The sequence below is a fragment of the Alkalihalophilus marmarensis DSM 21297 genome (genome assembly GCF_000474275.2).
Taxonomy (GTDB): Bacteria; Bacillota; Bacilli; order Bacillales; family Bacillaceae_D; genus Alkalihalophilus; species Alkalihalophilus marmarensis.
The window spans coordinates 1-23,730 of sequence record NZ_ATAE01000056.1 but is presented as its reverse complement, the minus strand read 5'-3'; the positions used below and the strand labels follow the sequence as shown (position 1 = coordinate 23,730).

General features: G+C 42.8%; 27 protein-coding genes and 1 riboswitch. Of the genes, 3 read left to right on the top strand and 24 right to left on the bottom strand.

Going from position 1 to position 23,730, the window contains the following annotated elements; genetic code table 11:
- Positions 1-112: 112 nt before the first annotated feature.
- From A33I_RS17790 to A33I_RS17775, 4 genes are all read right to left on the bottom strand, one after another.
- Positions 113-760 (bottom strand): TraR/DksA C4-type zinc finger protein, encoded by a 648-nt coding sequence (locus A33I_RS17790; protein ID WP_022629669.1) that lies wholly within the window; start codon positions 758-760, stop codon positions 113-115.
- Between the two features lie 144 nt (positions 761-904).
- Positions 905-1,216 (bottom strand): YerC/YecD family TrpR-related protein, encoded by a 312-nt coding sequence (locus A33I_RS17785; RefSeq protein ID WP_012957366.1) that lies wholly within the window; start codon positions 1,214-1,216, stop codon positions 905-907.
- Between the two features lie 18 nt (positions 1,217-1,234).
- A complete protein-coding gene (locus A33I_RS17780) occupies positions 1,235-2,281 on the bottom strand; it encodes a DUF3048 domain-containing protein (RefSeq protein WP_022629668.1) in 1,047 nt (348 codons plus the stop codon).
- A 53-nt stretch (positions 2,282-2,334) separates the two neighbouring features.
- A complete protein-coding gene (locus A33I_RS17775) occupies positions 2,335-4,074 on the bottom strand; it encodes an adenine deaminase C-terminal domain-containing protein (RefSeq protein ID WP_022629667.1) in 1,740 nt (579 codons plus the stop codon).
- Between the two features lie 161 nt (positions 4,075-4,235).
- Between A33I_RS17775 and A33I_RS17770 the strand changes: the two genes are divergently transcribed.
- Positions 4,236-4,505 (top strand): YgaP family membrane protein, encoded by a 270-nt coding sequence (locus A33I_RS17770; protein WP_022629666.1) that lies wholly within the window; start codon positions 4,236-4,238, stop codon positions 4,503-4,505.
- Between the two features lie 454 nt (positions 4,506-4,959).
- A complete protein-coding gene (locus A33I_RS21485; protein ID WP_012957362.1) occupies positions 4,960-5,070 on the top strand; it encodes an EYxxD motif small membrane protein in 111 nt (36 codons plus the stop codon).
- On the opposite strand, the gene purD is transcribed toward A33I_RS21485, so the two are convergent.
- The 19 genes from purD to A33I_RS17675 all read right to left on the bottom strand — a co-directional run bounded on the left by purD (position 5,045) and on the right by A33I_RS17675 (position 22,758).
- On the bottom strand, positions 5,045-6,319 hold the full coding sequence (gene purD, locus A33I_RS17765; protein WP_022629665.1) for a phosphoribosylamine--glycine ligase: 1,275 nt from the start codon (positions 6,317-6,319) through the stop codon (positions 5,045-5,047). The two genes, A33I_RS21485 and purD, sit on opposite strands and share 26 nt — an antisense overlap.
- Positions 6,320-6,334: 15 nt before the next feature.
- Entirely contained in the window at positions 6,335-7,864 is a 1,530-nt protein-coding gene (purH, locus tag A33I_RS17760) for a bifunctional phosphoribosylaminoimidazolecarboxamide formyltransferase/IMP cyclohydrolase (RefSeq protein WP_022629664.1), read from the bottom strand.
- Positions 7,861-8,454 (bottom strand): phosphoribosylglycinamide formyltransferase, encoded by a 594-nt coding sequence (gene purN / locus A33I_RS17755; RefSeq protein WP_022629663.1) that lies wholly within the window; start codon positions 8,452-8,454, stop codon positions 7,861-7,863. The genes purH and purN overlap by 4 nt, the downstream gene beginning before the upstream one ends.
- The gene (gene purM / locus A33I_RS17750; protein ID WP_022629662.1) at positions 8,454-9,488 is read right to left on the bottom strand and encodes a phosphoribosylformylglycinamidine cyclo-ligase; all 1,035 of its coding nucleotides are present in this window, start codon (positions 9,486-9,488) and stop codon (positions 8,454-8,456) included. The genes purN and purM overlap by 1 nt, the downstream gene beginning before the upstream one ends.
- A gap of 36 nt (positions 9,489-9,524) precedes the next feature.
- Positions 9,525-10,937: an amidophosphoribosyltransferase gene (gene purF, locus A33I_RS17745; RefSeq protein ID WP_022629661.1), complete on the bottom strand. Its 1,413-nt coding sequence runs from the start codon at positions 10,935-10,937 to the stop codon at positions 9,525-9,527.
- Positions 10,913-13,138: a phosphoribosylformylglycinamidine synthase subunit PurL gene (gene purL, locus A33I_RS17740; protein WP_022629660.1), complete on the bottom strand. Its 2,226-nt coding sequence runs from the start codon at positions 13,136-13,138 to the stop codon at positions 10,913-10,915. The genes purF and purL overlap by 25 nt, the downstream gene beginning before the upstream one ends.
- Complete coding sequence (gene purQ / locus A33I_RS17735; RefSeq protein WP_022629659.1) at positions 13,122-13,805, bottom strand: phosphoribosylformylglycinamidine synthase subunit PurQ; 684 nt, start codon at positions 13,803-13,805, stop codon at positions 13,122-13,124. The genes purL and purQ overlap by 17 nt, the downstream gene beginning before the upstream one ends.
- Positions 13,802-14,053, bottom strand: a complete 252-nt coding sequence (gene purS, locus A33I_RS17730; protein ID WP_012957354.1) for a phosphoribosylformylglycinamidine synthase subunit PurS — start codon at positions 14,051-14,053, stop codon at positions 13,802-13,804. The genes purQ and purS overlap by 4 nt, the downstream gene beginning before the upstream one ends.
- Positions 14,041-14,763: a phosphoribosylaminoimidazolesuccinocarboxamide synthase gene (gene purC / locus A33I_RS17725; RefSeq protein WP_022629658.1), complete on the bottom strand. Its 723-nt coding sequence runs from the start codon at positions 14,761-14,763 to the stop codon at positions 14,041-14,043. Before purC ends, purS begins: the two co-directional genes overlap by 13 nt.
- Before the next feature lie 73 nt (positions 14,764-14,836).
- Positions 14,837-16,138, bottom strand: a complete 1,302-nt coding sequence (gene purB / locus A33I_RS17720; RefSeq protein ID WP_022629657.1) for an adenylosuccinate lyase — start codon at positions 16,136-16,138, stop codon at positions 14,837-14,839.
- A gap of 42 nt (positions 16,139-16,180) precedes the next feature.
- Positions 16,181-17,308: a 5-(carboxyamino)imidazole ribonucleotide synthase gene (purK, locus tag A33I_RS17715; protein WP_022629656.1), complete on the bottom strand. Its 1,128-nt coding sequence runs from the start codon at positions 17,306-17,308 to the stop codon at positions 16,181-16,183.
- Positions 17,305-17,790 (bottom strand): 5-(carboxyamino)imidazole ribonucleotide mutase, encoded by a 486-nt coding sequence (gene purE, locus A33I_RS17710; protein ID WP_022629655.1) that lies wholly within the window; start codon positions 17,788-17,790, stop codon positions 17,305-17,307. The genes purK and purE overlap by 4 nt, the downstream gene beginning before the upstream one ends.
- Positions 17,791-17,922: 132 nt before the next feature.
- Positions 17,923-18,024, bottom strand: a riboswitch (purine riboswitch).
- 75 nt (positions 18,025-18,099) lie between these two features.
- Entirely contained in the window at positions 18,100-18,291 is a 192-nt protein-coding gene (locus A33I_RS17705) for an NETI motif-containing protein (RefSeq protein WP_031311813.1), read from the bottom strand.
- 23 nt (positions 18,292-18,314) lie between these two features.
- Positions 18,315-18,854 (bottom strand): DUF2179 domain-containing protein, encoded by a 540-nt coding sequence (locus A33I_RS17700; protein WP_022629653.1) that lies wholly within the window; start codon positions 18,852-18,854, stop codon positions 18,315-18,317.
- Positions 18,855-18,996: 142 nt separating this feature from the next.
- Complete coding sequence (locus tag A33I_RS17695) at positions 18,997-19,557, bottom strand: isoprenylcysteine carboxyl methyltransferase family protein (RefSeq protein ID WP_022629652.1); 561 nt, start codon at positions 19,555-19,557, stop codon at positions 18,997-18,999.
- Entirely contained in the window at positions 19,557-20,654 is a 1,098-nt protein-coding gene (locus A33I_RS17690) for a type III polyketide synthase (protein WP_022629651.1), read from the bottom strand. The genes A33I_RS17695 and A33I_RS17690 overlap by 1 nt, the downstream gene beginning before the upstream one ends.
- A gap of 108 nt (positions 20,655-20,762) precedes the next feature.
- Positions 20,763-21,407, bottom strand: a complete 645-nt coding sequence (locus A33I_RS17685) for an MOSC domain-containing protein (RefSeq protein ID WP_022629650.1) — start codon at positions 21,405-21,407, stop codon at positions 20,763-20,765.
- A gap of 30 nt (positions 21,408-21,437) precedes the next feature.
- On the bottom strand, positions 21,438-22,454 hold the full coding sequence (locus A33I_RS17680) for a threonine aldolase family protein (protein ID WP_022629649.1): 1,017 nt from the start codon (positions 22,452-22,454) through the stop codon (positions 21,438-21,440).
- An 88-nt stretch (positions 22,455-22,542) separates the two neighbouring features.
- Positions 22,543-22,758 carry a hypothetical protein gene (locus tag A33I_RS17675; RefSeq protein ID WP_022629648.1) on the bottom strand — a complete coding sequence of 72 codons (216 nt, stop codon included), beginning with the start codon at positions 22,756-22,758 and terminating at the stop codon, positions 22,543-22,545.
- Between the two features lie 261 nt (positions 22,759-23,019).
- On the opposite strand from A33I_RS17675, the gene A33I_RS17670 reads away from it, so the two are divergent.
- A complete protein-coding gene (locus A33I_RS17670) occupies positions 23,020-23,346 on the top strand; it encodes a hypothetical protein (protein ID WP_022629647.1) in 327 nt (108 codons plus the stop codon).
- 193 nt (positions 23,347-23,539) lie between these two features.
- Here A33I_RS17670 and A33I_RS21360 read toward each other — a convergent pair.
- On the bottom strand, positions 23,540-23,730 hold a 191-nt coding region (locus A33I_RS21360; protein WP_041203610.1), incomplete at its 5' end, for a hypothetical protein.

Here is a 23,730-nt window from a genome sequence, read left to right as displayed (position 1 = left end):
ATGCACGGGATTTGGGAGGAAAATAGACAAGAAGATTGCCGCCATACAAAAAGACACATGATTTCTCATGTATCTCTCTGTTAAAGAGGAATTCTAAGTTACTCTCCTCTTCTTACCTATGCTCTTTTCGATCTGACGTACGGCCAGAGTCATTTCCTTTAATATCAGCTACTTTTTGTTGGTCTAGCTCCGTCATCGGCTCCTCTTCTGTCGGCTCTGGATTATAACCTTCTTCAGGATCCGTTAGATCAGAGGGCGATTCACTCGTCCCATGCTCGCTAATATCTCTCCACGTGTCCTCTCGATCATAAATCAATTCATTTTCTTCCTCTTCACGAGCTGCGATCGTTGGATTCATCACTTCTTCCTCTACCGGTCTCCTTGTTTCATCCTCTATATTCACATCCGCATGCTCGATCCGGCGTCTAGCTGTCGGGAGAGCTTCTAGCCGCTCAAAAGGAATCGGCTCACCACACACTTCACAAATTCCGTACGTCCCATCTTCTATTGCAGCAAGGGCTTGATTAATTTCTTCTAGTTCATCTTTGGAATGCTGATCAAGAGCTGCTTCTAATTCACGATCATGCAGCTCGGTTGCAAGATCACCAGGGTGGTTGTCGTAGTTGGATAATTCTCCCGTATCCTCCCCCTGGTTTTCTAAGTCTGCCTCGCTCGCCTCATCTGATACTCGGTCTTCTATTTCCTTTTTCATCTGAAGCAGTTTATTTTCTAATGTTTGTAGTTGCTCATTCGTTAACATCGTATATACCTCCAAATTGGTTTCCTATTTAGTCTTAACATAATCAATCTGTTAATAAGGTAATACACGTAATTAAGGAAAAGTAAACATCTTGAGAATGTAAAAAGGCATGAGGTTTATAGATAAACCTCATGCCTTAACTGCTTATTTTTCCTCAACCGGCTCTTCTTCTTTAATTCTCTCTAGGGTCATTTTATAGCCGTCATTTCCATAGTTCAAACAGCGTTTCACCCTCGAAATTGTTGCCGTACTTGCACCTGTTTCCGTCTCAATCTTGTGATATGTATACCCATTTCTAAGCATACGTGCTACTTCAAGACGCTGTGCAAGTGACTGAATTTCATTTATAGTACATAGATCATCAAAAAACTCATAACATTCATCAAGGTCTTTAAGCGACAAGATCGCATTGAACAATTGATCTAATTCTCTACCTCTCAATTTATCAATCTGCATAGATCCACACACCTTTCACTAATTATAGGTTACACTCTCATCCATACCTGGTGAGGAGGGAACAATATTAATCCAAGTCAAGCCTGGCTTGAGTGGCATTTCATTTCCATTCTCGTCAACAGGAAGTATCTTACCGTCAATGTTTTTCCACATCACTTCATTCGCAATACCGCTTTGTATAAGAAGACCTCGCCCGCCTTCGGTAACATTAATTTCCCTGCGGCCTGCATCATCGACTACCCGGTGACTTGTTTCCACGATAAACAAATTTGCTGCTTCTAGAGGCTCGTCCGTTCTGTAATCAACAGTCTGCATCTCCCCGTTAAAGCGGCGATACATTCCTGTTGTCTCATCATACGAGTATGTGACCTCATTACGATTTAGATAATTAATCACAACTTCAGAAGCCGCATTTCCTACTACCTGTATATCATCATTTGTATAAAAAGTAAGCGGAGTGACTTCAGCTTCCCACTCATACCCTTCCTGCTCAATACCCTTTTTTATGTTTTCAAATGTGATATAGGAATTATGTGGGGCTCGGCGGTCACTTGAGCGCTGAAACAAGCTCCCATCATATTGAAGCCCGCTTAAATAATCGGTTCTGCCAGCCCGAAGCTGCTGTTCTGCTCCTGGACTCCAACCGTGTGTCACAAAAGCTGCGTCATACCCATTAACGAGTTCAATATGATATTCTCTTGCACTTCTGACCGGTCCAACTTCTTCTGGCAGCGTGCTGTGGAAAATGGCCACAAAACGTGTCATTTCACCCTCAGCTAACACCTCATACACGACATCCGCATCCACGAGGCCGGTTTGAGGTCTCGCTGCTGGGTGATTATTAATCATGACTGCGACCGGGCGGTTCTTTGCTTCATATTCGCTTTTCATTCCTGTTAGTGGATGAGTAAAAGGTAATTCTGCTGCATTCTCTTCTGACTCTTTCTCCATTGTTTCTGTATCTTGTTCTGTATTTGTTGGTTCACTCTCTTCTGTTGAATCATTGCTGCATCCTGCGACTGTAAACATTGTAGCTGCAACCGCTATAATCATCCACCATTTCATTTAATGTCTACGCCCTTTGCTAAATAATATAAAAACATAAACTCTTTTATAGTTTAACGCATAATCGAAGGAAAGAGTACCGTTTTCTTATGAACATCATAAATCCCGCTTTGTGTGACACGTATATACGGGAGATGGGTGGATGAGAAGAAAAGCAGGCTGTAAATAGGATCTTCATGTTTATATCCACGCTCACGAAGCATACCTACAAACTCTTTTTCTTCTTTGATAACCTCATTCATATTTTTATTAGACAGCATACCGAATAACTTCAATGGGATTGAACCGATAACTTCTCCGTCTTCTACAAGCGCCATCCCTCCGCCTTGTTCTTTTAGTGCATTAAAGGCACTAACCATATCCGAAATGTTTTTACCAATCAAGACGATATCGCCAGTGTTTGAAAACGAGCTAGCAAAGCCTGAGATACGATTTGCGAATCCTTTTAGCATAGAAGTGATCAGCCACTTGCCATTCTTATCTAACATCACAAAGAAGCTTTCGTCGTGATCTTGGCTTAATGTGCGATCTGTGCATTCAATTGGAATTTGATAAGGCTTTAAAATAACGGCATTCACCATTTCAATTCCCATTGGCATCGAAAAATGAAGATCATCTTCTTTTAATTCCCAATCAATTTTCAGAGGCTCAATTCCATAATCCTCCCATGGAAAAGACTCATATCCTTCGCATTGACGCCCATCTCTTACAACCCATTGACCTTTTGCAATGACTGAGGTTGGCTTAGGATCATTTATATCATTTAAAAAGTTCAGGTGAGCCACTCGACCAGGAGCAATCATCCCTAACTTATGATCCAAGTTATAATATTTCGCGACATTATATGTTGCCATCGCATAGGCATCAATTGGTTCAATCCCTGCATCTAAGGCTATTTTAATCAAATGATCCATGACCCCGTCTTCATAAAACGTTGGTGTAGAACCATCTGTAGTCATAATGCAACGATCAAACACATCTACCCCAAGCTCTTGCATTTCTTTAAGCAGCTTCGGCAGATCCGGGCGGATAGATGAGTGTCTTAGAGAGGTTGTATATCCTAAATTCAACCTTCTTACGACCTCTTCTCCTGTCATCGCTTCATGATCACAGGTCACACCAAGCAAGGCCATTTGAGATAATGTCTTCTCTGAAGCTCCAGGCAAATGCCCTTCAATCGGTTTTCTAAGTCTTGTGGTCTCCTGCATCCAATGAAGAGTAGCATCATCTCCAGTCAATACCTTCGGCCAAGAAGTCAACTCCCCGCCTTGGATGACTAAATGATGCTCAAGCCATGCTTTCATTTTAGAATTTGAGAACGCTTCCTCACTTTTTAATTCGGTCTGAGCATCATATCGGCACCACCAATACATAGAGGTTGGAAGCTCATCTAGTGCCTCTATCAAAGAAAGCGCTTTCTTTTTTTCGAGATTTAAAAAGAACATCATGTTGTCATTAATCAAGGTTGTCGTTCCACGTGAAGCTGCATATTTTGCAAAGCTGTGGGGATTATAAAGTTGAAATGGATGAGCATGATGCTCGATATATCCAGGGACTATATATTGATCTGAACAGTCCACAATTTCCGTTCCGTCTAATGTGTTAGGCAGATCGTCTCCAACATAAACAATACGATCCTGTGCAATCCATATATTTGCTTGTAACCATTTCTTTCTCGCATGGTTTAAATAGGTTGCATTTTTTAGGACGAGCGAAGGCGCCTGCTCTCCTCTAACAACTTCGAGTTGTTGGCGTAAACGTTTTTTTGTCCAGCGATAAATTCGCTCCGTCATGTGAAATCACCCGTTTCCAAGTTCCTGTTTTTTGTAAATTATTCTGTTGCTCCTATCGTACCATACAATCACTCATTAACTCACTAAAGTTGTCAAATCTTTTTACATGTTTTTTTAACAAATTCGTGAACACGTTCACAAGAAAGGCAGATGATGAAAAAATGAAACCAAATATTGGACGAATTGATGCATTAATCCGAATTACAGCAGGCTTTACTGTCCTTGCTTACTCAATCGCAAAAATGGTACGAAAACCAAACCGCAATCGATCACTCTTAGCTGCCATGCTAGGCGGTATGAAAATTGCAGAAGGAATTACCCGCTTCTGCCCGCTTGTCTATTTAGCGAAAAGCGAACTAATGGACCACAACCACCACCAAAGCCACGACGACGAACACCACCAAGACGGCAGAGTAATGAACCCGTCATAGGAACGAAAAGCTAAGGTGACTGCACTGGCATGCGGTAAAATTAGGGGCAGCGATATGAAGACGCTCTATGTCTTCATTCGATGCACCGTTTTTACCCGCAGGACAAGGAGCCGCAGCTAGAACCGAAAGGCGGAAGGGCATGTTCTGGCATTCGAAAACTTAGGGGAAGCAAAAAGAAGTCGCTTTTTGTCTTCGTTTGATTCACAAAAGTTTCTCGAAGGACAATGCCATGAAGCTAGACACCCCGAAAGGCGAAGGCGACTTCACTGGCATGCGGTAAAATGAGGGGCAGCGATATGAAGACGCTTTTTGTCTTCATTCGAGGCACCGTTTTTACCCGCAGGACAAGGAGCCGCAGCTAGACCGAAAGGCGGAAGGGCATGCTTCGTTTAAGGTAAACAAAAACCGTATAAGTCTAGAACTTATACGGTTTATCATCACTGGAGGTGACAACATGTTCAATATTCAAGAATATGCAACAGATTCTCTTTTTATTTATATTTTACTGATAGGAAGTATTGTTGCATTTTTATATGTGTTTATGAAGAAGAAACGCGTGAAATAGCTTTGTGGCCTATATCAGAGCGATAAAACAGCCCATCACTTTGGATATGCTTAATGGCCTCATAAACCGTTTCTTTAGCCGTGCTTAGAGTTTTCGCTTTTGAAGCGACTAATAAGACGCGGCCTCCGTTTGTTACCCAGTTATCATCTACACGCTTTGTTCCGGCGTGAAAAACCAATGCTTTGTCGTCTTTTAATGTGTCGAGTCCTTTGATGACTGAGCCCTTCTCATAAGACGCCGGATAACCTTTACTCGCCATCACCACTCCAATGACTGCATCATCAGACCAGCTAAGATTCGGCTTCTCCCCGTTTAACAGCGTTAGCATGACCTGCTCTAAATCAGATTCTAACCGCGGCAGCACCACTTGTGTTTCTGGGTCGCCAAAGCGCGCGTTAAATTCAATTACTTTAGGACCTGTTGTCGTCATCATTAACCCCGCATATAAGATACCTGTAAACGGATGGCCTTCCTTAATCATCGCAGCTGCAGTCGGTTTTAAGATTGTCTCGACCGCTTCTTTAATTTGCTCTTCACCAAACTGAGGTACAGGTGAATAAGCTCCCATGCCGCCAGTATTCGGGCCCTCGTCATTGTCAAATGCCCGCTTATGATCTTGAGCAGCAACCATCGGTACAACGATGTCTCCGTTCACGAATGCCATTAACGAAAGCTCTTCGCCCTCTAAGTATTCTTCAATGACAACTGATGCACCAGCTTCACCAAAGGCATCATCATTAAGCATAGAATGAAGGGCAGCGGTCGCTTCCTCTTCAGTCATCGCTACAACTACACCCTTACCCGCAGCCAATCCGTCAGCTTTAATAACAATAGGAGCTCCCTTTTCTTTTACGTATTGCACAGCCGAATTGTAGTCTGTAAATGTGTCATACGCTCCTGTTGGGATATTGTATTTTTGCATAATCTCTTTTGCAAACGATTTACTTCCTTCAAGACACGCCGCTGCTCTTGTGGGGCCAAATGCTTTTAAGCCAGCAGCAATAAAAGCATCCACTACACCTGCCAAAAGAGGCACCTCTGGTCCAACAACAGTCAACTCAACTTCATTTTCTTTCGCAAATTGGATAAGCCCTGCGTGATCTGCCTCACTGATTGGAACGGTTACTGCCACATCTTTCATCCCATCATTGCCAGGCGCCACGAATACTTGATCCACTTGCTTACTCTGATTTAATTTCCAAGCAATTGTATGTTCACGTCCGCCGCTTCCGATAACAAGCACATTCATCCAAGACGCCTCCTCTTAATGTTTGAAATGACGTACCCCTGTAAATACCATCGCAATATCATAACGATCAGCCATATCAATTGATTCCTGATCACGGATCGATCCGCCTGGCTGAATGATTGCACGCACGCCAGCTTTTGCTGCTGCTTCAACTGTATCACCCATTGGGAAGAAAGCATCTGAACCCATAACCGCGCCTTCCATACGCTCGCTTGCTTGCTCTAGAGCAATCGCAGCTGCCCCGACACGATTCATTTGACCAGCTCCAACACCAACAGTCATTTGATCATTTGCTAGAACAATCGCGTTTGACTTCACGTGCTTCACGACTTTCCAAGCAAGCTTCAATGCACTCCATTCTTCTTCAGAAGGCTCACGCTTTGTCGGTACAGAGATATCCGCTTCATCAAAGCTGAAGGTATCCTCATCTTGAACAAGAAGTCCACCGTGGATCGATGTCAAGCTTGCTTCTTTTCCTTCGGCTTTTGTTGTATCCACTGTTAAGAGGCGAAGGTTTTTCTTTTCTTTTAATACTTCAAGTGCTTCTTCAGTAAATGCAGGCGCAATAATAATCTCTAAGAAGATTTCTTTCATTTTAAGCGCAGTCTGTTTATCTACCTCTTTATTAAGAGCAATAATCCCGCCAAAAATGGAAACTGGATCTGCTTCATATGCCTTATCATACGCTTGTTCAATTGTCTTACCAGTACCCACACCACACGGGTTCATATGTTTAACAGCTACACAAGCAGGCTCTGCAAATTCTTTAACAATCGCAAGAGCCGCGTCTGCATCATTAATATTGTTGTAAGAGAGTTCTTTTCCGTGTAACTGAACAGCTGTAGCAATTGATCCATCTTTTGCAAGCGGCTTTTTATAAAATGTCGCTTTTTGATGAGGGTTTTCACCATAGCGCAAGCTTTGTTTTTTCTCATATGTAACTGTTAGAGTTTCCGGACTTTCTTCGCCTGTTGCTTCCGTTAAATATTCAGCGATGACTGCATCATAAGAAGCTGTATGACGGAATACTTTTGCAGCTAGGCGGCGGCGTGTTTCAGCAGTCACACCATCTTTAAGTTCAGCTAGTACTGTGTCATAATCTTGTGGGTCAACAACAACCGTCACATGCTTATGGTTCTTTGCCGCCGCTCGAAGCATGCTTGGACCGCCGATATCAATATTTTCAATAGCATCTTCAAATGTTGAACCTGGTTTTGCGATCGTTTGTTGAAAAGGATAAAGATTCACAACAACCACATCAATCGGTGTAATATTGTGTTCTTCAAGCTGCGCTTTGTGATCATCTTTATCACGCATCGCAAGCAATCCACCATGAATATTTGGGTGAAGGGTTTTAACACGGCCTTCTAAGATTTCAGGAAATCCTGTCACATCTTGAATCCCTGTTACAGGAATGCCTGCCTCTTGAATTGCTTTTTTCGTTCCGCCTGTAGAAACAACTTCAAATCCTTCTTTCACTAAACCTTCTACAAAAGGGATAATGCCTTCTTTGTTTGATACACTGACTAATGCTCTTCTCTTCATTTGCTCATAACTCCTTCCGGCTCTAAAGACTTTACCCACCCCTTTATAATCGCAGGATAAAGCCGATGTTCCACTGCTTGTATCTTTGTTGTTAATGTTTCCATTGTATCATCTTGATCAACCTGTACTGTTTCTTGAGCAATAATCGGACCGGTATCCATTCCTGAATCTACAAGATGGATCGTCACACCAGTCTCCCTTACACCAGCATTCATCGCTTGGCCGATCGCATCAAGACCAGGGAATTGCGGCAATAAAGATGGATGGATATTTACTATTTTCCCTTCGAATGCCTTAAGCAGCGTTTGCCCTATCAGGCGCATATATCCAGCTAACGCAATAAACTGTACGTTTTTCTCTTTTAGCTTCTTGACCAACTCGGACTCGTAGCTTTCTTTATTTTTGAAATCAGATGGCTTGAAACTAAACGTGTCGATCCCTGCATTTTTTGCTCGTGTTAATGCAAATGCATTCGGCTTATCACTCACAACAAGCACCACTTCACATTCGAGCACACCGCTTTTTGCTTGATCAATAATCGCTTGTGCATTTGTTCCGTTTCCAGAAGCAAAAACAGCTATCCGCCTCATCAATCAATGCCTCCAATCGTCACTCCTGCACCGCTTGTCACTCGACCGATAATAAATGCTTTCTCGCCTTGCGCTTCAAGGGTACGAATCACGTTAGTATGGTCTTTTTCAGGAACGACCGCAATCATTCCAATTCCCATATTAAACGCACTAAACATATCCTTTTTTGATAGACTGCCGTACTCTTCAAGCAGTGAGAAAACAGGGTGGATCGGCCAAGAGCCAAAATCAATTTCAACACCGCAGCCATCAGGAAGCATACGCGGAATATTTTCGTAAAAACCGCCTCCGGTTACATGGGCCAGGCCGTGAACAGAGTAAGTACGAAGCACTTCTAATAAAGGCTTCACGTAAATTCTCGTTGGTGTAAGCAATTCTTCTCCTAACGTGCCATCAAGTCCAGGAAGAGTGTCATGTAACGAAAGCTTGTTGTCCTCTAGAAATACTTTTCGTACTAAAGAGAAGCCGTTGCTGTGGAGACCGTTTGATGAAAGCCCAATCACAATATCGCCTGGAGTAATTTCTTCACCTGTAAGTAAATCGCTCTTCTCAACCGCACCGACTGAAAAACCGGCTACATCATATTCATCTTCACTATACATGCCCGGCATTTCAGCTGTTTCTCCGCCAATTAAGGCACAGCCTGCTTGCTCACAGCCATCAGCCACACCTTTTACAATCGACTCAATCCGAACGGGATCAGCCTTTCCTACAGCTAAATAATCAAGGAAATACAATGGCTCAGCCCCTTGAACTACGATATCATTCACACACATCGCAACCGCATCAACACCGATCGTATCGTGCTTATCCATCATAAACGCAAGCATCAGCTTCGTTCCTACCCCGTCTGTTCCTGATACTAATACGGGCTCCTTCATTTTTAAGCTTGAAAGGTCGAACATGCCTCCAAAACCGCCTAATCCCCCCATGACTCCTGGGCGATTTGTACGATTAACATGCTGGCCCATACGGCGAACGGCTTCATACCCTGCTTCAATGTCTACTCCGGCTTGCTTATATGCTTCTGACATCCTTGGTTCCTCCCCTTTATTCCAATAAATCGGTTGTTATACTTTTGCATGTGGATGAAGTGTATCCGCATAGATCTCTGTTGGGTACTGTCCTGTAAAGCATGCTAAACACTGCCCACAATTAGGTTCTAGACTATCACGGCCAATGCCAGCCATAAGTCCTTCTGTTGATAAGAAAGCTAATGTATCTGCACCCATCATGTCTCTCATTTCTTCAATGGAATGATTTGATGCAATCAGCTCTTCTGTTGTTGATGTATCGATTCCGTAAAAGCACGGGTTCTTTATAGGCGGTGAACTGATACGTACATGAACTTCTTTTGCCCCCGCTTCACGAAGCATCCGTACAATTCGTCTACTCGTTGTTCCGCGTACAATCGAATCATCGATCATTACCACGCGTTTCCCTTCAACTACACCACGCACGGCTGACAGCTTCATTTTCACTCCTTGCTCACGAAGCTCTTGCGAAGGCTGGATAAACGTCCGGCCGACATAACGGTTCTTAATTAATCCAAGCTCATACGGAATACCGGTCTGCTCTGCATAGCCAATCGCTGCTGAAATACTAGAATCCGGTACTCCTGTCACAACATCCGCTTCAATAGGTGCTTCATATGCCAGCTGCTTTCCGAGATTCTTTCTTGCGGTATGAACATTCACCCCATCAACATTGCTGTCAGGACGAGCAAAATAGACATACTCCATACTGCAGATTGCTCTTGGCTGCGAGCTGACAAAACGCTCAGAACGTAAGCCATTATCATCAATAATTACAAGTTCACCCGGCTGCACATCCCGCTCGTACTCAGCCCCAATAATATCAAATGCACAAGTCTCACTTGCTACCACATAAGCATCTCCAAGGCGTCCAATAGAGAGCGGACGCAAGCCATTCGGGTCAAGAGCGACCATTAGTTGAGTCTCGTTCATGACCGCAAATGCATAGGCCCCTTTTAACATACTTAGAGCATTTTTCAGTTGATCCTCTAGTGTGTAGTACCCGCTGCGTTTAATTAAATGAGCTAACACTTCTGTATCAGAAGTCGATTGAAAGATACTGCCTTGCCCTTCTAGCTGATGCTTCAGATTGTTGGCGTTCACTAGATTACCGTTATGAGCAAGCGCTAAACCCCCACGCTGAGAGCGGAACAGGAGCGGCTGCACATTGGCAAAGCCGCCTCCGCCTGCTGTAGCGTAACGAACGTGGCCAACCGCTCCTTTTCCGTGCAGCAACGTTAGGTCCTCTGGTCTGAATACTTCATTTACAAGCCCCATTCCTTTATGAACGGAGAGCTGCTCACCGTCTGTGACGACGATGCCAGCTCCTTCTTGTCCTCTATGCTGTAAGCTGTGCAGTCCATAATACGTAATTTGAGCAGCATCCTTATGACCCCAGACAGCAAATACACCACATTCTTCATTTAAGCCTTTGATTTCAGCAAACATGGAATGGCTCCCTTCCAAGCCTTAGTCATTTCATCTACTGATACATTCAGTACCGTCTTCTCATCAGCTGATTTCACAACAAGCGATGGATCATTTGTGACGTAACCAATTAAGGTCGCTTTTACTACTTGTTCAAATTGAGCTTGGTTCGCAGGCTTCACTGAAACGATAAATCTAGATTGAGATTCTGCAAACAGCTGTGAGATAATCTCCCCATTTAATACTGCATCTGCCCCAAGTTCTGTTCCAATTAAGCTCTCTGCAAGTGCTACTCCCACGCCGCCTTCTGCTACGTCATGAGCAGAGGCAACAAGCCCTGATTTGATTGCTGTTAATAACATGTTTTGATGAGCTTTCTCCACTTCAAGATCAAGTGTAGGCGCCTTGCCTGAGATCGATCCGTTCAGCATTTTTTGAAGCTCACTGCCTCCAAATTCAGCCTTTGTATCACCAATGAGATAGATGAAGTCTCCTGCTTCTTTAAATGTTTGAGTCGTGATATGATCTACATCTTCAATAAGTCCTACCATGCCGATTACCGGTGTTGGGTAAACAGCAACGCCGTTCGTTTCATTGTAAAGAGAGACATTTCCGCCGATAACAGGTGTTTCAAGAACACGGCAAGCCTCGCTCATGCCGTCAGTTGATTTCTCTAACTGCCAGAAGATCTCTGGTTTATCAGGACTTCCGTAATTTAAACCATCTGTTAAGCCAAGCGGTGTCGCACCAGAACAAACGATATTACGAGCAGCTTCAGCAATCGCGATTTGACCGCCTACTTCTGGGTCTAAATATAAGTAACGTGAATTACAATCAGTTGTCATCGCAAGTGCCTTGCGTGTTCCACGGATACGAACAACTGCCGCATCAGAACCCGGTGTGACAACCGTATTTGTCTGAACCATGTGATCGTATTGGTCATACACCCACTCTTTGCTTGCGATCGTTGGCTGCGCAAGCAATTGGACTAATGTTTCTTTTGGATCGTCAATTTCCGGTGTCCATGCCTCTTGTTTTTGGAACTCCTCGTAGTAAGCAGGTACCTTCGATGGCTTGTGATAAACCGGTGCTTCTTCTGCCAGTGCATCAACTGGTACATCAGCTACAATGTCTCCGTTGTGAAGAAGGCGAAGACGTTTGTCATCAGTTACAACTCCAACTTCAGCTGATAGTAAGCCCCAACGATCAACGATTTCTTTAATCTCTTGTTCGCGGCCTTTTTTGACAACGATGAGCATGCGCTCTTGAGATTCTGAGAGCATCATCTCATATGGCGTCATCCCTTTTTCACGCTGAGGGATGAGGTCTAGGTTCATCTCAATACCTGAGCCCGCTTTACTTGCCATCTCTGCTGAAGATGACGTTAATCCAGCTGCACCCATATCTTGAATCCCTACAAGGGCGTCTGATTGGATCAACTCAAGGCATGCTTCTAGCAATAACTTCTCCATGAATGGGTCGCCAACTTGAACGGCTGGACGTTTTTCATCCGAATCCTCACTAAGCTCTTCAGAGGCAAATGTGGCCCCGTGAATTCCATCACGCCCCGTGCTTGCTCCAACATACATCACCGTATTGCCGACACCTTTTGCCTGACCCTTTTGAATATCCTTATGGTCAATTAAACCGACACACATGGCGTTTACTAGCGGATTCCCTTCATAACAAGGATCAAATTGAACTTCGCCGCCAACAGTCGGTACACCGATACAGTTACCATAGCCAGCAATCCCAGCTACAACCTCTTCAAATAAGTAACGAACTTTTGGTGATGTCAACTCACCAAAACGCAGTGAATTTAATAACGAAATTGGACGAGCTCCCATTGAAAATACATCACGAAGAATACCGCCTACACCTGTAGCTGCTCCTTGATAAGGCTCAATCGCTGAAGGATGATTATGGCTCTCGATTTTAAATACGACAGCTTGCGAGTCGCCAATATCAATAATCCCCGCTCCTTCTCCAGGCCCTTGAAGAACCTTCTCTCCCTCAGTCGGGAATTTGCGTAGCAGCACTTTTGAATTTTTGTAGCTACAGTGTTCAGACCACATGACTGAAAATAAGCCTGTCTCCGTATAATTTGGTGTGCGTCCTAAAATGGATTCTGCCAGCTCAAATTCCGCATCTGTCAGACCCATTTCCAAGTAGAGTTTCTCTTCTTTTACACGTTCTGCTGTAGGCTCAAGTAGTAGCGACATGAGTTTCCCTCCAATTTCGTACAATTGATTGAAATAATGCTAATCCATCGTCACTTCCAAGCAATGCTTCCACTGCACGCTCAGGGTGCGGCATCATCCCTAAAACATTTCCTGCTTCGTTCATAATTCCAGCAATCTGATGACGTGAACCGTTGATATTGTCTTGGTAACGGAAAATAATCTGTCCGTTCTTTTCAAGTTCGTTAAAAGTTGCATCATCACATTCATAGTTTCCTTCGCCATGCGCGACTGGGATCGTAATTTCCTGACCCTTTTCATAGCCTGCTGTAAACATCGTTTTTTCATTTTCAACCGTTAAGACAGCTGGTCTACAAATGAACTTCAATCCCTCGTTACGCTTCATCGCCCCAGGAAGAAGACCTGCTTCTAGTAAAATTTGAAATCCGTTGCATACACCTAGCACTGGCTTTCCTTCTTTAGCAGCCTCAATGACAGCTTTCATAATAGGAGCAAAGCGTGCAATCGCACCTGAGCGTAAATAGTCGCCGTGCGAGAACCCTCCCGGAAGCAAGATGCCGTCAAATCCCTGAAGAGAGGTTTCATGATGCCATACGTACTCTGCTTCAGCTCCTAGAGCATCAGAGATTGCATGATACATATCAGCATCACAGTTTGAGCCAGGAAAAACGATTACTGCAAATTTCATGACGGGACAACCTCCTCGATTTCATAGCGGTAGTCTTCGATTACTGTATTAGCAAGCAGTTTCTCACACATCTCTTCGATTCTAGCTTCAATATTTTCGGTCTCATTTACAGCAAGCTCTAAGTATTTACCAATACGTACATCTTCTACTTCTTTGTAATCCATTGTGTGCAGAGCACTTTTCACTGCTACTCCTTGAGGGTCTAGTACACTTTCTCTTAACGTTACATACACTTTTACTTTGTACATGTTGGGCCTCCTAGTCGAGTTAAAATTTCTTGATAACCAGCTTGCAAGTTTCCTAGATTACGTCTGAATAAATCTTTATCAAAACGTTCGTTTGTTTCCATATCCCAAAGACGGCATGTATCCGGTGAAATTTCATCTGCTAAAAGAAGTTCACCGCTCTCGGTCCGGCCAAATTCAAGTTTGAAATCAATTAATTTAATATCAATTGTGGCAAAAAGCTTTTGCAGGTGCTCGTTTACTTTACGCGCCATTAATTTTAACTGGTCTACCTCTTCAGGAGTTGCAGCTGCGAGTATCGCAATATGATCTTCTGTAATAAGGGGGTCTCCTAATGCATCGTCTTTATAGTAGAATTCCACAACAGGACGTGCGAGTTTCAAGCCTTCTTCAAGTCCTAAGCGTTTAGCCATACTTCCGGCTACCTGATTTCTCACAACAACTTCAAGTGGAACAATATCTACTTTTCTAACTAACTGATCAGTTTCTGATAGTCTTTCAACAAAATGAGTTTCAAGCCCCTCTGCCTCTAAATGCTTAAAGATGAGAGATGTGATTTCATTATTCAGCCTTGCTTTACCCTCAAGCTGAGCTTTCTTTTCTCCATTAAAAGCAGTTGCGTCATCTTTATAAGAAACCCACAAAATACTTTCGTTATCTGTACGATATATTTTCTTCGCTTTTCCCTCGTATAGCAGTTCACGTTTTTCCATACTCCACCCTCACAATCAGAATATTGGCAATATTACTTTTGGAAGAGGAGCGCTGTTCACTCCTCTATTTTATTTAATTCGCTTCTAGTCCCAGACGCTTGAAGATTGTATCCACATGCTGCAAGTGATAGTTGTAATCGAAGCAATCATCAATCTCTTCTTTTGAGAGTACAGCAGTAATTGCTTCTTCAGCTTCCACTAGCTCACGGAATTGAATCCCTTTTTCCCATGCCTCCATCGTCTTCGGCTGAACAAGATCGTATGCTTCCTCACGAGCCATTCCTTTATCAATCAGTGATAATAATACACGCTGTGAGTAAATTAAACCGTACGTACGAGTCATATTACGCTTCATATTTTCAGGGAACACCGTTAAGTTTTTCACGATATTTCCGAAACGATTTAACATGTAGTTAAGCGCAATTGTTGCATCTGGAAGAATGATACGCTCAGCTGAAGAGTGAGAAATATCACGCTCATGCCATAATGGAACATTCTCGTAAGCTGTCAGCATATGACCACGGATCACACGTGCAAGTCCTGTCATATTTTCAGAGCCGATTGGGTTACGCTTATGTGGCATAGCCGATGATCCTTTTTGTCCTTTAGCAAAGAACTCTTCCACTTCACGCGTTTCACTCTTTTGCAGACCGCGGATCTCTACAGCGAACTTCTCAATCGATGTAGCGATAAGAGCAATCGAAGCCATGTATTCTGCATGACGATCACGCTGCAATGTTTGTGTAGAAATCGGGGCTGCATTAAGTCCAAGATTTTCACAAACAAGCTCCTCTACACGAGGGTCGATATTAGCATAGGTTCCAACAGCACCTGAAAGTTTACCGAAACGAACCCCTTCTGCTGCATGCTTAAAGCGCTCGATGTTGCGTTTCATTTCCTCATACCAAAGGCCAAGCTTCAAGCCAAATGTCGTTGGCTCAGCGTGAACACCGTGCGTACGTCCCATCATTACAGTGTACTTATGTTCAATCGCTTTATCTTTAATGATGCCTAAGAAACGCTCTAAGTCAGCCAGTAAGATCTCATTTGCTTGTTTAAGCAGATAAGATAAAGCCGTATCAACCACATCTGTAGACGTTAGTCCGTAATGCACCCACTTGCGCTCTTCCCCTAGTGTTTCTGAAACGGCACGAGTGAAAGCAACTACATCATGTCTTGTTTCTGCTTCGATTTCGTGGATACGAGCGACATCAAAGCTTGCGTTCTCACGAATTTTAGCCACATCTTCTTTAGGAATTTCGCCAAGCTCTGCCCATGCTTCACATGCTACGATCTCTACTTCTAACCATGCTTTGTAACGATTTTCTTCTGTCCAAATGGCACCCATTTCAGGACGTGTATAACGTTCAATCATCTAACCATCCTCCAACTTTATAAGTAAAATACCTTACTCATTCTAGCACATTCGCTTCACTCTTCGCTTGAGCTTTTCAAGTGCATCCTCCACCGTGTCACCCATCGCCGTAATATGGCCCATTTTCCGGTTATCTTTTGCTTCTTTTTTGCCGTATAGATGAAGTTTCGCCTCACTTAAATAATCAAGTTCGCTTATTACTTCCTCTAGATGCTGACCTAGGATGTTCTCCATCACTGTCGCTCCTAAAAGATGCGTTGACCCAAGCGGCAGTCCGCAAATCGCTCTAATATGCTGCTCAAATTGAGAAGTGAAACAACCTTCTATCGTGTAATGCCCTGAATTATGAGGCCTTGGTGCTAGCTCATTTACAATCACTTCACCCTCATTGGTCACAAACATCTCAATAGCTAGTATGCCCGTTAAACCGAGTCCGTCTGCTATTGTCTCTGCTATTGTTTCAGCTTTCTTTAGCCACTCTGCCTCTACTCTTGCTGGCACGATTGATTGGTGAAGAATACTGTTGACATGAATGTTTTCACTTACCGGGAATGTCTTCACTTCCCCTAGAGTTGAGCGAGTGACAATAATGGAAATCTCACATTTAAAAGGGATAAACCCTTCTAGCACTAGCTCTCCTGATTCTAACAGTTGCTTCGCTTCCTTGAGTAATTCAGCTTCATCATGCACAACAGCCTGCCCTTTTCCGTCATAGCCGCCACGACACGTCTTCAGCACGGCTGGAAAACCAATATCTTTAGCTGCAGCTTGGCAGTCGTTTAGATTCTTTATCGACTGATACGGGGCGACCTCTATACCAAGTGAGGAAACGGAATCTTTTTCACGAATCCGATGCTGTGTTGTTTGAAGCAGTTTAAATCCTTGCGGGAAATACGCTTCTTCTGTCAAAAGCGCCGCTGTTTCGGCATCAATATTTTCAAATTCATAGGTGATCACATCTGAGACGGCCGCAAGTTCTCTCGCTGCTTCTTTATCGTCATATCTTGCTTGAATAAGTACATCGGCTAACCCTTCACATGGAGAGGATGATGCAGGCTCGAGCACCGCTGTTTTGTAGCCCATTTGTTTCGCTGCTATACAAAGCATTCTGCCGAGCTGGCCGCCGCCAATAATTCCAATCGTAGAACCTGGTCGAATCACTTTGCTCATAGCGTCTCACTGCTTCCTAAGACTGCTTTTTTTGTTGCTTCACGTTTATCTATTAATCTAGATTGAACCTCTCTATCAGTTGAACCTAAAATTTGTGCTGCAAGAAGACCGGCATTTTTTGCTCCGGCAGCCCCGATGGCTACAGTGGCAACAGGAACTCCGCCAGGCATTTGTACAATTGAGAGGAGAGAATCCATCCCTTTAAGAGATTTTGATTCAACAGGCACTCCTATCACCGGCAGTACCGTTTTAGCGGCTACCATGCCAGGCAGATGCGCTGCTCCTCCTGCCCCTGCAATAATGACTTCTAGCCCTCGCTCGATTGCCGACTCTGCATATTCAAACATCAAGTCAGGTGTACGATGGGCAGAAACAACTTTTTTCTCGTATGGAACCTTAAGCTCATCTAAGATCTCACATGCATGTTTCATCGTTTCCCAATCCGATGTGCTCCCCATAATAACTCCCACAACTGGCTTCATCATGTTCTCCCCTTTGTTGCGTTTTCTATAGCACTTTACTCATAAAAAAAGCGCAGAATTAGCTATCTTTGTCTACTGAGAGAAAGGAAGCTAATTCCACGCTTTCATGACACTTCAATAAACCTATCCTAATGAAGTGACACTTTCCCTCATAGTCCAACGATTTACGGTCATTGGGTAGAGACTTTCGGGCCTTATTCCCGTGATTATATGAGGTGATATTCTGTTTTCTCGTTTATTCATCTTCATCTTACAAGCAGATACACGATCTGTCAACAAAAAGTCGAACGATGATAAAAAGTCAGACTATTATTGTTCGCCTTCTACCAATTTCCCTTCAAATACGATTTTCTGTCTAACAGGAATATATTCAACCTGACGCCCCTTCTTCTTCTCTTCAAATACAGGTTCTTCCATCCGGCGAACGGGTTGATAGCCCTCTTTTTGCATACGATCTAAGCAGTCTCCGATTGATTCATTTTCGCCGACTTCAAATTTCATTTTTTTCTTTTTAGCCACTATTGCTACCTCCGTATTCCTTTAACCCAGAATCCTCCAAAAAATGCTTTTGGTTCGTGTGAAATAATAAAAGCCTTCGGGTCGAGCTCTTTCACCGTTTGATAGAGATTTTGCTCTGACCGTCTCGAGGTTAGTATCTCCATCATCAAACGCTCCCCTTCTCGCCCGTAAGCGACCCAATTTGTCACACCATACCCTTTATCTCTTAAAGCATTGGGGATGTCTGGTTCATATTCTTTTGTAATTACATTTACAGTGATATATCCGAGTGCCAGCTTCTCTTCTACCTTCATACCAATTATAACACCTATCCCATAGCCTAAAGCATAGGCAATCAAATTTTGAGGCTGATCAAGATTATCAAGCACTAAGCTAAGTCCAATCACGTAGACTAGAATTTCGATTACGCTGACACCTGCAGCTAAATACCTCTGTCCTTTTAAAGTGAATATCATCCTAACTGTAAATAACGTAACATACACCACATTAATAATTAAGATGGTCAAGACCATAACAAGCGCATGTTCCATCAGAAATGCAGCCATTTCCTCCCCCTCCTCACCCTTTAGTTCATATTAGGTGTAATCGTACCACGTTAATTCTACTGAATGATATAGGTGATTTGGTTGAATCATCGTTTCTTTTATCTCTTTTCCTCGAATAAAAAAAGGCCAGCTCAGCCGGCCTTTACTCATCATAACTTGGGATGAATCGTCCCTTTTCTTTAAACACTTCCTCATAATCAGTCGCTTCTTTTAACGCTCGCTCCTCTTCTTTAATTCTCACTCTTAAGATGACTGCATTTAAGAGTGAGAAGACGATTGCGGTCCAGTATGCTTGAAAAATCAGCGGCAGAGCAAAGAGTTCTAGTGTAACAATGACATAATTAGGGTGACGCATAAAACGATACGGTCCTTTTGCAACTACTTTTGCGCCTGGCAGGATCATGATACGTGTATTCCAGAAACGTCCAAGGGAGGACAATGCCCATACACGTCCTATTTGCGCAATCAAAAATACAACGAGAGGGATGAGTGACCACTTTACTCCTCCCGCTTGCACAGAAGACACTTCTATAAGCAGGGCGACAAAAAAGAACGCATGCAAGACAAAAATATATTTATAATGTTCCCTGCCAGCCTCATAACCGCCTTGTTTTTTCATCCATTTTGCATTTTGATTCGCAATGACGACTTCAACCAATCGCTGAATGATGACAAATCCGATAAAAATATATACCAATCCCACTAATGAACACCCTCCCATTGAAGTAAAACTAACTCTGAACAAAAGCCAGGACCAAGGGCCGCCATCAGTCCGTAAGATCCTGGTGCCATTTCTTTTTTCATAAATTCCTCAAGCACGTATAAGACCGTAGGAGATGACATATTCCCATGCTTCTTTAATACTTCTCTTGAAACAGCCGTCATGGACTTCGGAATAGAAAGGGTTTCTTCATATGCTTCTAATACTTTTTTGCCTCCAGGGTGAGCCACAAACGCATCAACTTGTCCGGATTCTAATTTATTTTGCGTTAGAAATTGATCCACATTAGGCTTAAGCCATTTTTTAATAATAGATGGAATATCACGTGAGAAGACCACATGCAGCCCAGTATCTCTCACATCCCAGCCCATCACTTCTTCAGAATCAGGCATAAGCGTACTCATGGTTTCCCGTATAACCGGTCGAACAGATTTTTCACATTTATTTATCATAGAAGAATGATCACCCGAAACTAAGGCACAGGCAATGCCATCTGCAAATAACGATGTTCCAACAAGGTTGCTTTTAGAGCGGTCATTACGTTGAAACGTTAAACTGCACAGTTCTATACAGACAACAAGTACATTGGATTCAGGATAAGCTCTGCAGTATTCATACGCACGGCTGATTCCAGCCGCTCCGCCGGCACAACCTAATCCCCATATTGGGATTCTCTTCGTATGAGCAGAAAAAGGAAGTACATTCATAATCCTTGCATCAATACTTGGTGTGGCCATACCAGAACTAGACACAAGAATAATTGCTTCAATGTCTTCTACATCCACATCTTCTTTTAGAAACAGCCGATTACTTAAACATTTCTTAATCCCTTCTGCCCCGTATTTAGTCGCCAGTTCAATATAGAGATCATTCTTCTCCTTAAGAGAATGATCTTCCTTGAACCAATCCATCGGCACAGCAAACTGTCTTTCATCAATCTGCCCGTTTGAAAATACAGTCAGAAGCCTTTCGATATCTTGAAAGCTCTCACCAAACAGCTCTCTCGCAAACTCTGTTGTTGTATTTTGATTTAATGTGTTGGGCGGAGTATACGTACTAATTGACATAATTGAAGGCATGATAACCACCTACCCTATTGTTGTGGGTTTATTTTGCCCCGAACAATTATTTCCATTCATTTACTCTTATGTGAAATAAAAAAGAACTCTTTCATAGGAAAGAATTCTCTAAATCTCATTTCGTTTTTTTGTAAATGCCTCAACCCATTCAGAAGCTAACTCCTTAATTTCCAGCATTTTTGTCAGGTCTTCTTTGGTTGCAGCAGGATTATTTCTGCACCTATTCACTTCCATCACGGTTGGATTATGAGAATATGATTCAATGCGTTTAAGACCATCCTCCACTGAAGCATGCCCTTCTTTTAACACCCTAAAATAAAACCCGCTGTACCCCGTTTCCTTCACCCATAACGGCATTTTGGGCTGCTGGTGCTTAATACCGAGTTTATAGCATGGATGTCTCGGCTGGCTAATTTGCACAACAGCCGATCCAAGCTCAAATACATCGCCTATATGTACCTCTTCTTCTAACCATCCATATAAAGTGATATTCTCACCAAATGCCGAATATCCGACCGGCTGACCTAGCCTTTCTTCCCAAAAAGGGTAGCGATCGTATGAATATGCACAGATTGCTTTATCTACGCCCCCGTGGTTTACCAAGTCTGATTGCGTATCACCCTTGATTCCTAACGAATGGATTTCAACTCTTTGATCAGTAGGTTCCTTAAAAATACTTGTCTTTATTAGCTGCTTCCCATGTGCCACTTTCCTAGGCTGGCCAATATGTATCGCATGAATGGTTGTTGACATCTCTGTTTTCCCTCCCTCTCAAATATACGCTTATATAGAGTTGATGAATCTTAATGCCTCTTCTATTTCCTGTTTGGACACGTCGTAATGTGTCGTAAATCGTACCACGGAAGGACCAAACGATACAGCTTTAACACCTGCATCAGACAGTTTCTCGATAAACTCATTTGAAGCCAGCTTTTTACCAGACACATCTACTAACACAATGTTAGTATCTACGGTATTCACAACCTCCAAGCCATTCACTGACCCGATTCCCTCTGCTAGAATCTTTGCATGGTGGTGATCTTCACTTAAACGGTCAACCATTTCACTTAACGCAATAAGCCCTGGAGCAGCGATTGTTCCAACCTGTCTTAATCCGCCTCCGAGCCTCTTTCTCCACTTTCTTGCGCTCGTTATAAATTCTTTCGGTCCAGCAATGATCGAACCAATCGGTGCCCCTAGTCCTTTAGATAAACACACTTGAACCGTATCCGTATATTGGGTGAACTCTTTCAATGAGCAATTACTTGCTACAGCAGCGTTAAATAATCTTGCCCCGTCTAAATGAACAGGCACAGCATGAGCTGTTGCCACCTCAAAAATAGCTTTCATATTTTCTGCGGAGACAATAGCACCCCCAGCGCGATTATGAGTGTTCTCTACACAAATCAATCCTGTTTCTGGTTCGTGAATATCATTTCCTCGAATGGCAAGCTCAATTTGACGAGGGTCCATTTCTCCTTTATTACCGGGGATTGTTCTTGTTTGTACACCAGCAAAAGCAGAAATTGCCCCTCCTTCATAATAGAAAATATGAGAATCTTGCTCGAGCAAAACTTCATTTCCGCTTCGACAATGTGTTAATACAGCAATTTGATTTCCTTGGGTACCACTCGTCACAAACAAAGCATCCTCTTTGCCTAACATTTGGCTAGCAAGCTCTTCTAGTCTTCTTACCGTAGGATCTTCCTTGTATACATCATCGCCCACTTCTGCCCGGTACATCGCTTCTCGCATTGCAGCAGTTGGTTTAGTCACTGTATCACTTCTTAAGTCAATCATACCCACACTCTCCCATCAAACAAAAAACCTCTATATCTAGAGGCTTTCTTTTTCTTTCTATTATAAAGGAGATCTTTTGATTCCGTCCTTATTCTTGATCAATTAATTTAGACAGATAGGTGATTACTCCTTTTCTCCCTAAAGACTGAATAGCTTTTATCGTATGTGAGACCTGCTGAAGCTTCCCTTTTTCCTCTAGCATATGAATGATTCGATGCACAGGAACTTTCTTATTTGTCTTAGGTGAAATAATCTCATCTTCCTTATAAATCCCAAAATGATCTTCTAAATAATGTGTAAGCACATATATCAATCCTTCCTTCTATTATTTTCCTTATTAAGATCTTAACGTACTACAGCTTGGCTACACTATTGCTCTGTCAGTTTATCTACTCAAAAAACTAAATTAGTCATATTCTCTTACAATCTATCTTATTTTTGGGACACCTCTACTCTGAGTTACATAGTATATGGCAAGACCTGCAGTTTCGTTCTTCTGCATATTATTCGGACGGGCAATGAACGACGGGTTTTAAAAGTAACTGTTTGAAAGGAGAAAATTATAATGTTTAATGAACTTAAACCAATCTTTATCTTCTTCACTCTCTTTTTAGTCGTTTGTTTTAGTGTTATGACCTATTTAGGCTATCAAATGATTGAAATAAAGACGGAAAGAGTAGAAATGCTTAAAGGAGAAATTATAGAGAAGCATGAAGCAGGAGATTCCGTTACGAGCGAATTACGTCAATATACACATGAACTCAGCACACTAGAAAAGCAGCATAACTTACTGTATACATGGTACTTTAAATATCTTTTTGATTATCCAGAACGAACTCCAATGTATTGGGACAGGCATAATTCTGAATTGATTATCGGTGAGAGGTCATAGAGTATATAGAGGAAGATAGGAAGGGCCGGGTCCAAGCGCTTGTTTGATTGATATAGGCGCGCAGCTGCTCCGGTCACTAATTGCGTCAGTACGAGCGGCTATTACATTGGCAGACTCCTAAATTGCGCCTATTCCTTTAATGATCGCGTCTATTGAGACGTCAATTGCGCCAATGTCATCTGATTGCGTCTGTTCAGGAAGGAAATGCATCATTGTGGGGAACCATTGTTTCTACTTTATTCATTATTGCGCCGGTTCCGTGGTCAAGCTTATATGAATAGGAAAGTAAAAAGCACAACCCATTTGGATTGTGCTTTATCGCCTGGCAACGTCCTACTCTCACAGGGGGAAGCCCCCAACTACCATCGGCGCAAAAGAGCTTAA

Coding starts and splice junctions, on each gene's coding strand:
- purC (WP_022629658.1), bottom strand. CDS start 14,763: ATGGAAAAACGTGAACTGCTATACGAGGGAAAAGCGAAGAAAATATAT.
- purE (WP_022629655.1), bottom strand. CDS start 17,790: ATGAAGCCAGTTGTGGGAGTTATTATGGGGAGCACATCGGATTGGGAA.
- A33I_RS21485 (WP_012957362.1), top strand. CDS start 4,960: ATGTTCAATATTCAAGAATATGCAACAGATTCTCTTTTTATTTATATT.
- A33I_RS17785 (WP_012957366.1), bottom strand. CDS start 1,216: ATGCAGATTGATAAATTGAGAGGTAGAGAATTAGATCAATTGTTCAAT.
- A33I_RS17790 (WP_022629669.1), bottom strand. CDS start 760: ATGTTAACGAATGAGCAACTACAAACATTAGAAAATAAACTGCTTCAG.
- purL (WP_022629660.1), bottom strand. CDS start 13,138: ATGTCGCTACTACTTGAGCCTACAGCAGAACGTGTAAAAGAAGAGAAA.
- purB (WP_022629657.1), bottom strand. CDS start 16,138: ATGATTGAACGTTATACACGTCCTGAAATGGGTGCCATTTGGACAGAA.
- purN (WP_022629663.1), bottom strand. CDS start 8,454: ATGAGGCGGATAGCTGTTTTTGCTTCTGGAAACGGAACAAATGCACAA.
- purQ (WP_022629659.1), bottom strand. CDS start 13,805: ATGAAATTTGCAGTAATCGTTTTTCCTGGCTCAAACTGTGATGCTGAT.
- A33I_RS17670 (WP_022629647.1), top strand. CDS start 23,020: ATGTTTAATGAACTTAAACCAATCTTTATCTTCTTCACTCTCTTTTTA.
- A33I_RS17770 (WP_022629666.1), top strand. CDS start 4,236: ATGAAACCAAATATTGGACGAATTGATGCATTAATCCGAATTACAGCA.
- purK (WP_022629656.1), bottom strand. CDS start 17,308: ATGAGCAAAGTGATTCGACCAGGTTCTACGATTGGAATTATTGGCGGC.
- A33I_RS17700 (WP_022629653.1), bottom strand. CDS start 18,854: ATGGCTGCATTTCTGATGGAACATGCGCTTGTTATGGTCTTGACCATC.
- purH (WP_022629664.1), bottom strand. CDS start 7,864: ATGAAGAGAAGAGCATTAGTCAGTGTATCAAACAAAGAAGGCATTATC.
- purD (WP_022629665.1), bottom strand. CDS start 6,319: ATGAATGTGCTTGTTATCGGAAGCGGCGGACGTGAACATACAATTGCT.
- A33I_RS17690 (WP_022629651.1), bottom strand. CDS start 20,654: ATGCCTTCAATTATGTCAATTAGTACGTATACTCCGCCCAACACATTA.
- A33I_RS17680 (WP_022629649.1), bottom strand. CDS start 22,454: ATGATTGACTTAAGAAGTGATACAGTGACTAAACCAACTGCTGCAATG.
- A33I_RS17685 (WP_022629650.1), bottom strand. CDS start 21,407: ATGTCAACAACCATTCATGCGATACATATTGGCCAGCCTAGGAAAGTG.
- purM (WP_022629662.1), bottom strand. CDS start 9,488: ATGTCAGAAGCATATAAGCAAGCCGGAGTAGACATTGAAGCAGGGTAT.
- purS (WP_012957354.1), bottom strand. CDS start 14,053: ATGTACAAAGTAAAAGTGTATGTAACGTTAAGAGAAAGTGTACTAGAC.
- A33I_RS17705 (WP_031311813.1), bottom strand. CDS start 18,291: ATGAAATTTGAAGTCGGCGAAAATGAATCAATCGGAGACTGCTTAGAT.
- A33I_RS17775 (WP_022629667.1), bottom strand. CDS start 4,074: ATGACGGAGCGAATTTATCGCTGGACAAAAAAACGTTTACGCCAACAA.
- purF (WP_022629661.1), bottom strand. CDS start 10,937: ATGTTTGCTGAAATCAAAGGCTTAAATGAAGAATGTGGTGTATTTGCT.
- A33I_RS17780 (WP_022629668.1), bottom strand. CDS start 2,281: ATGAAATGGTGGATGATTATAGCGGTTGCAGCTACAATGTTTACAGTC.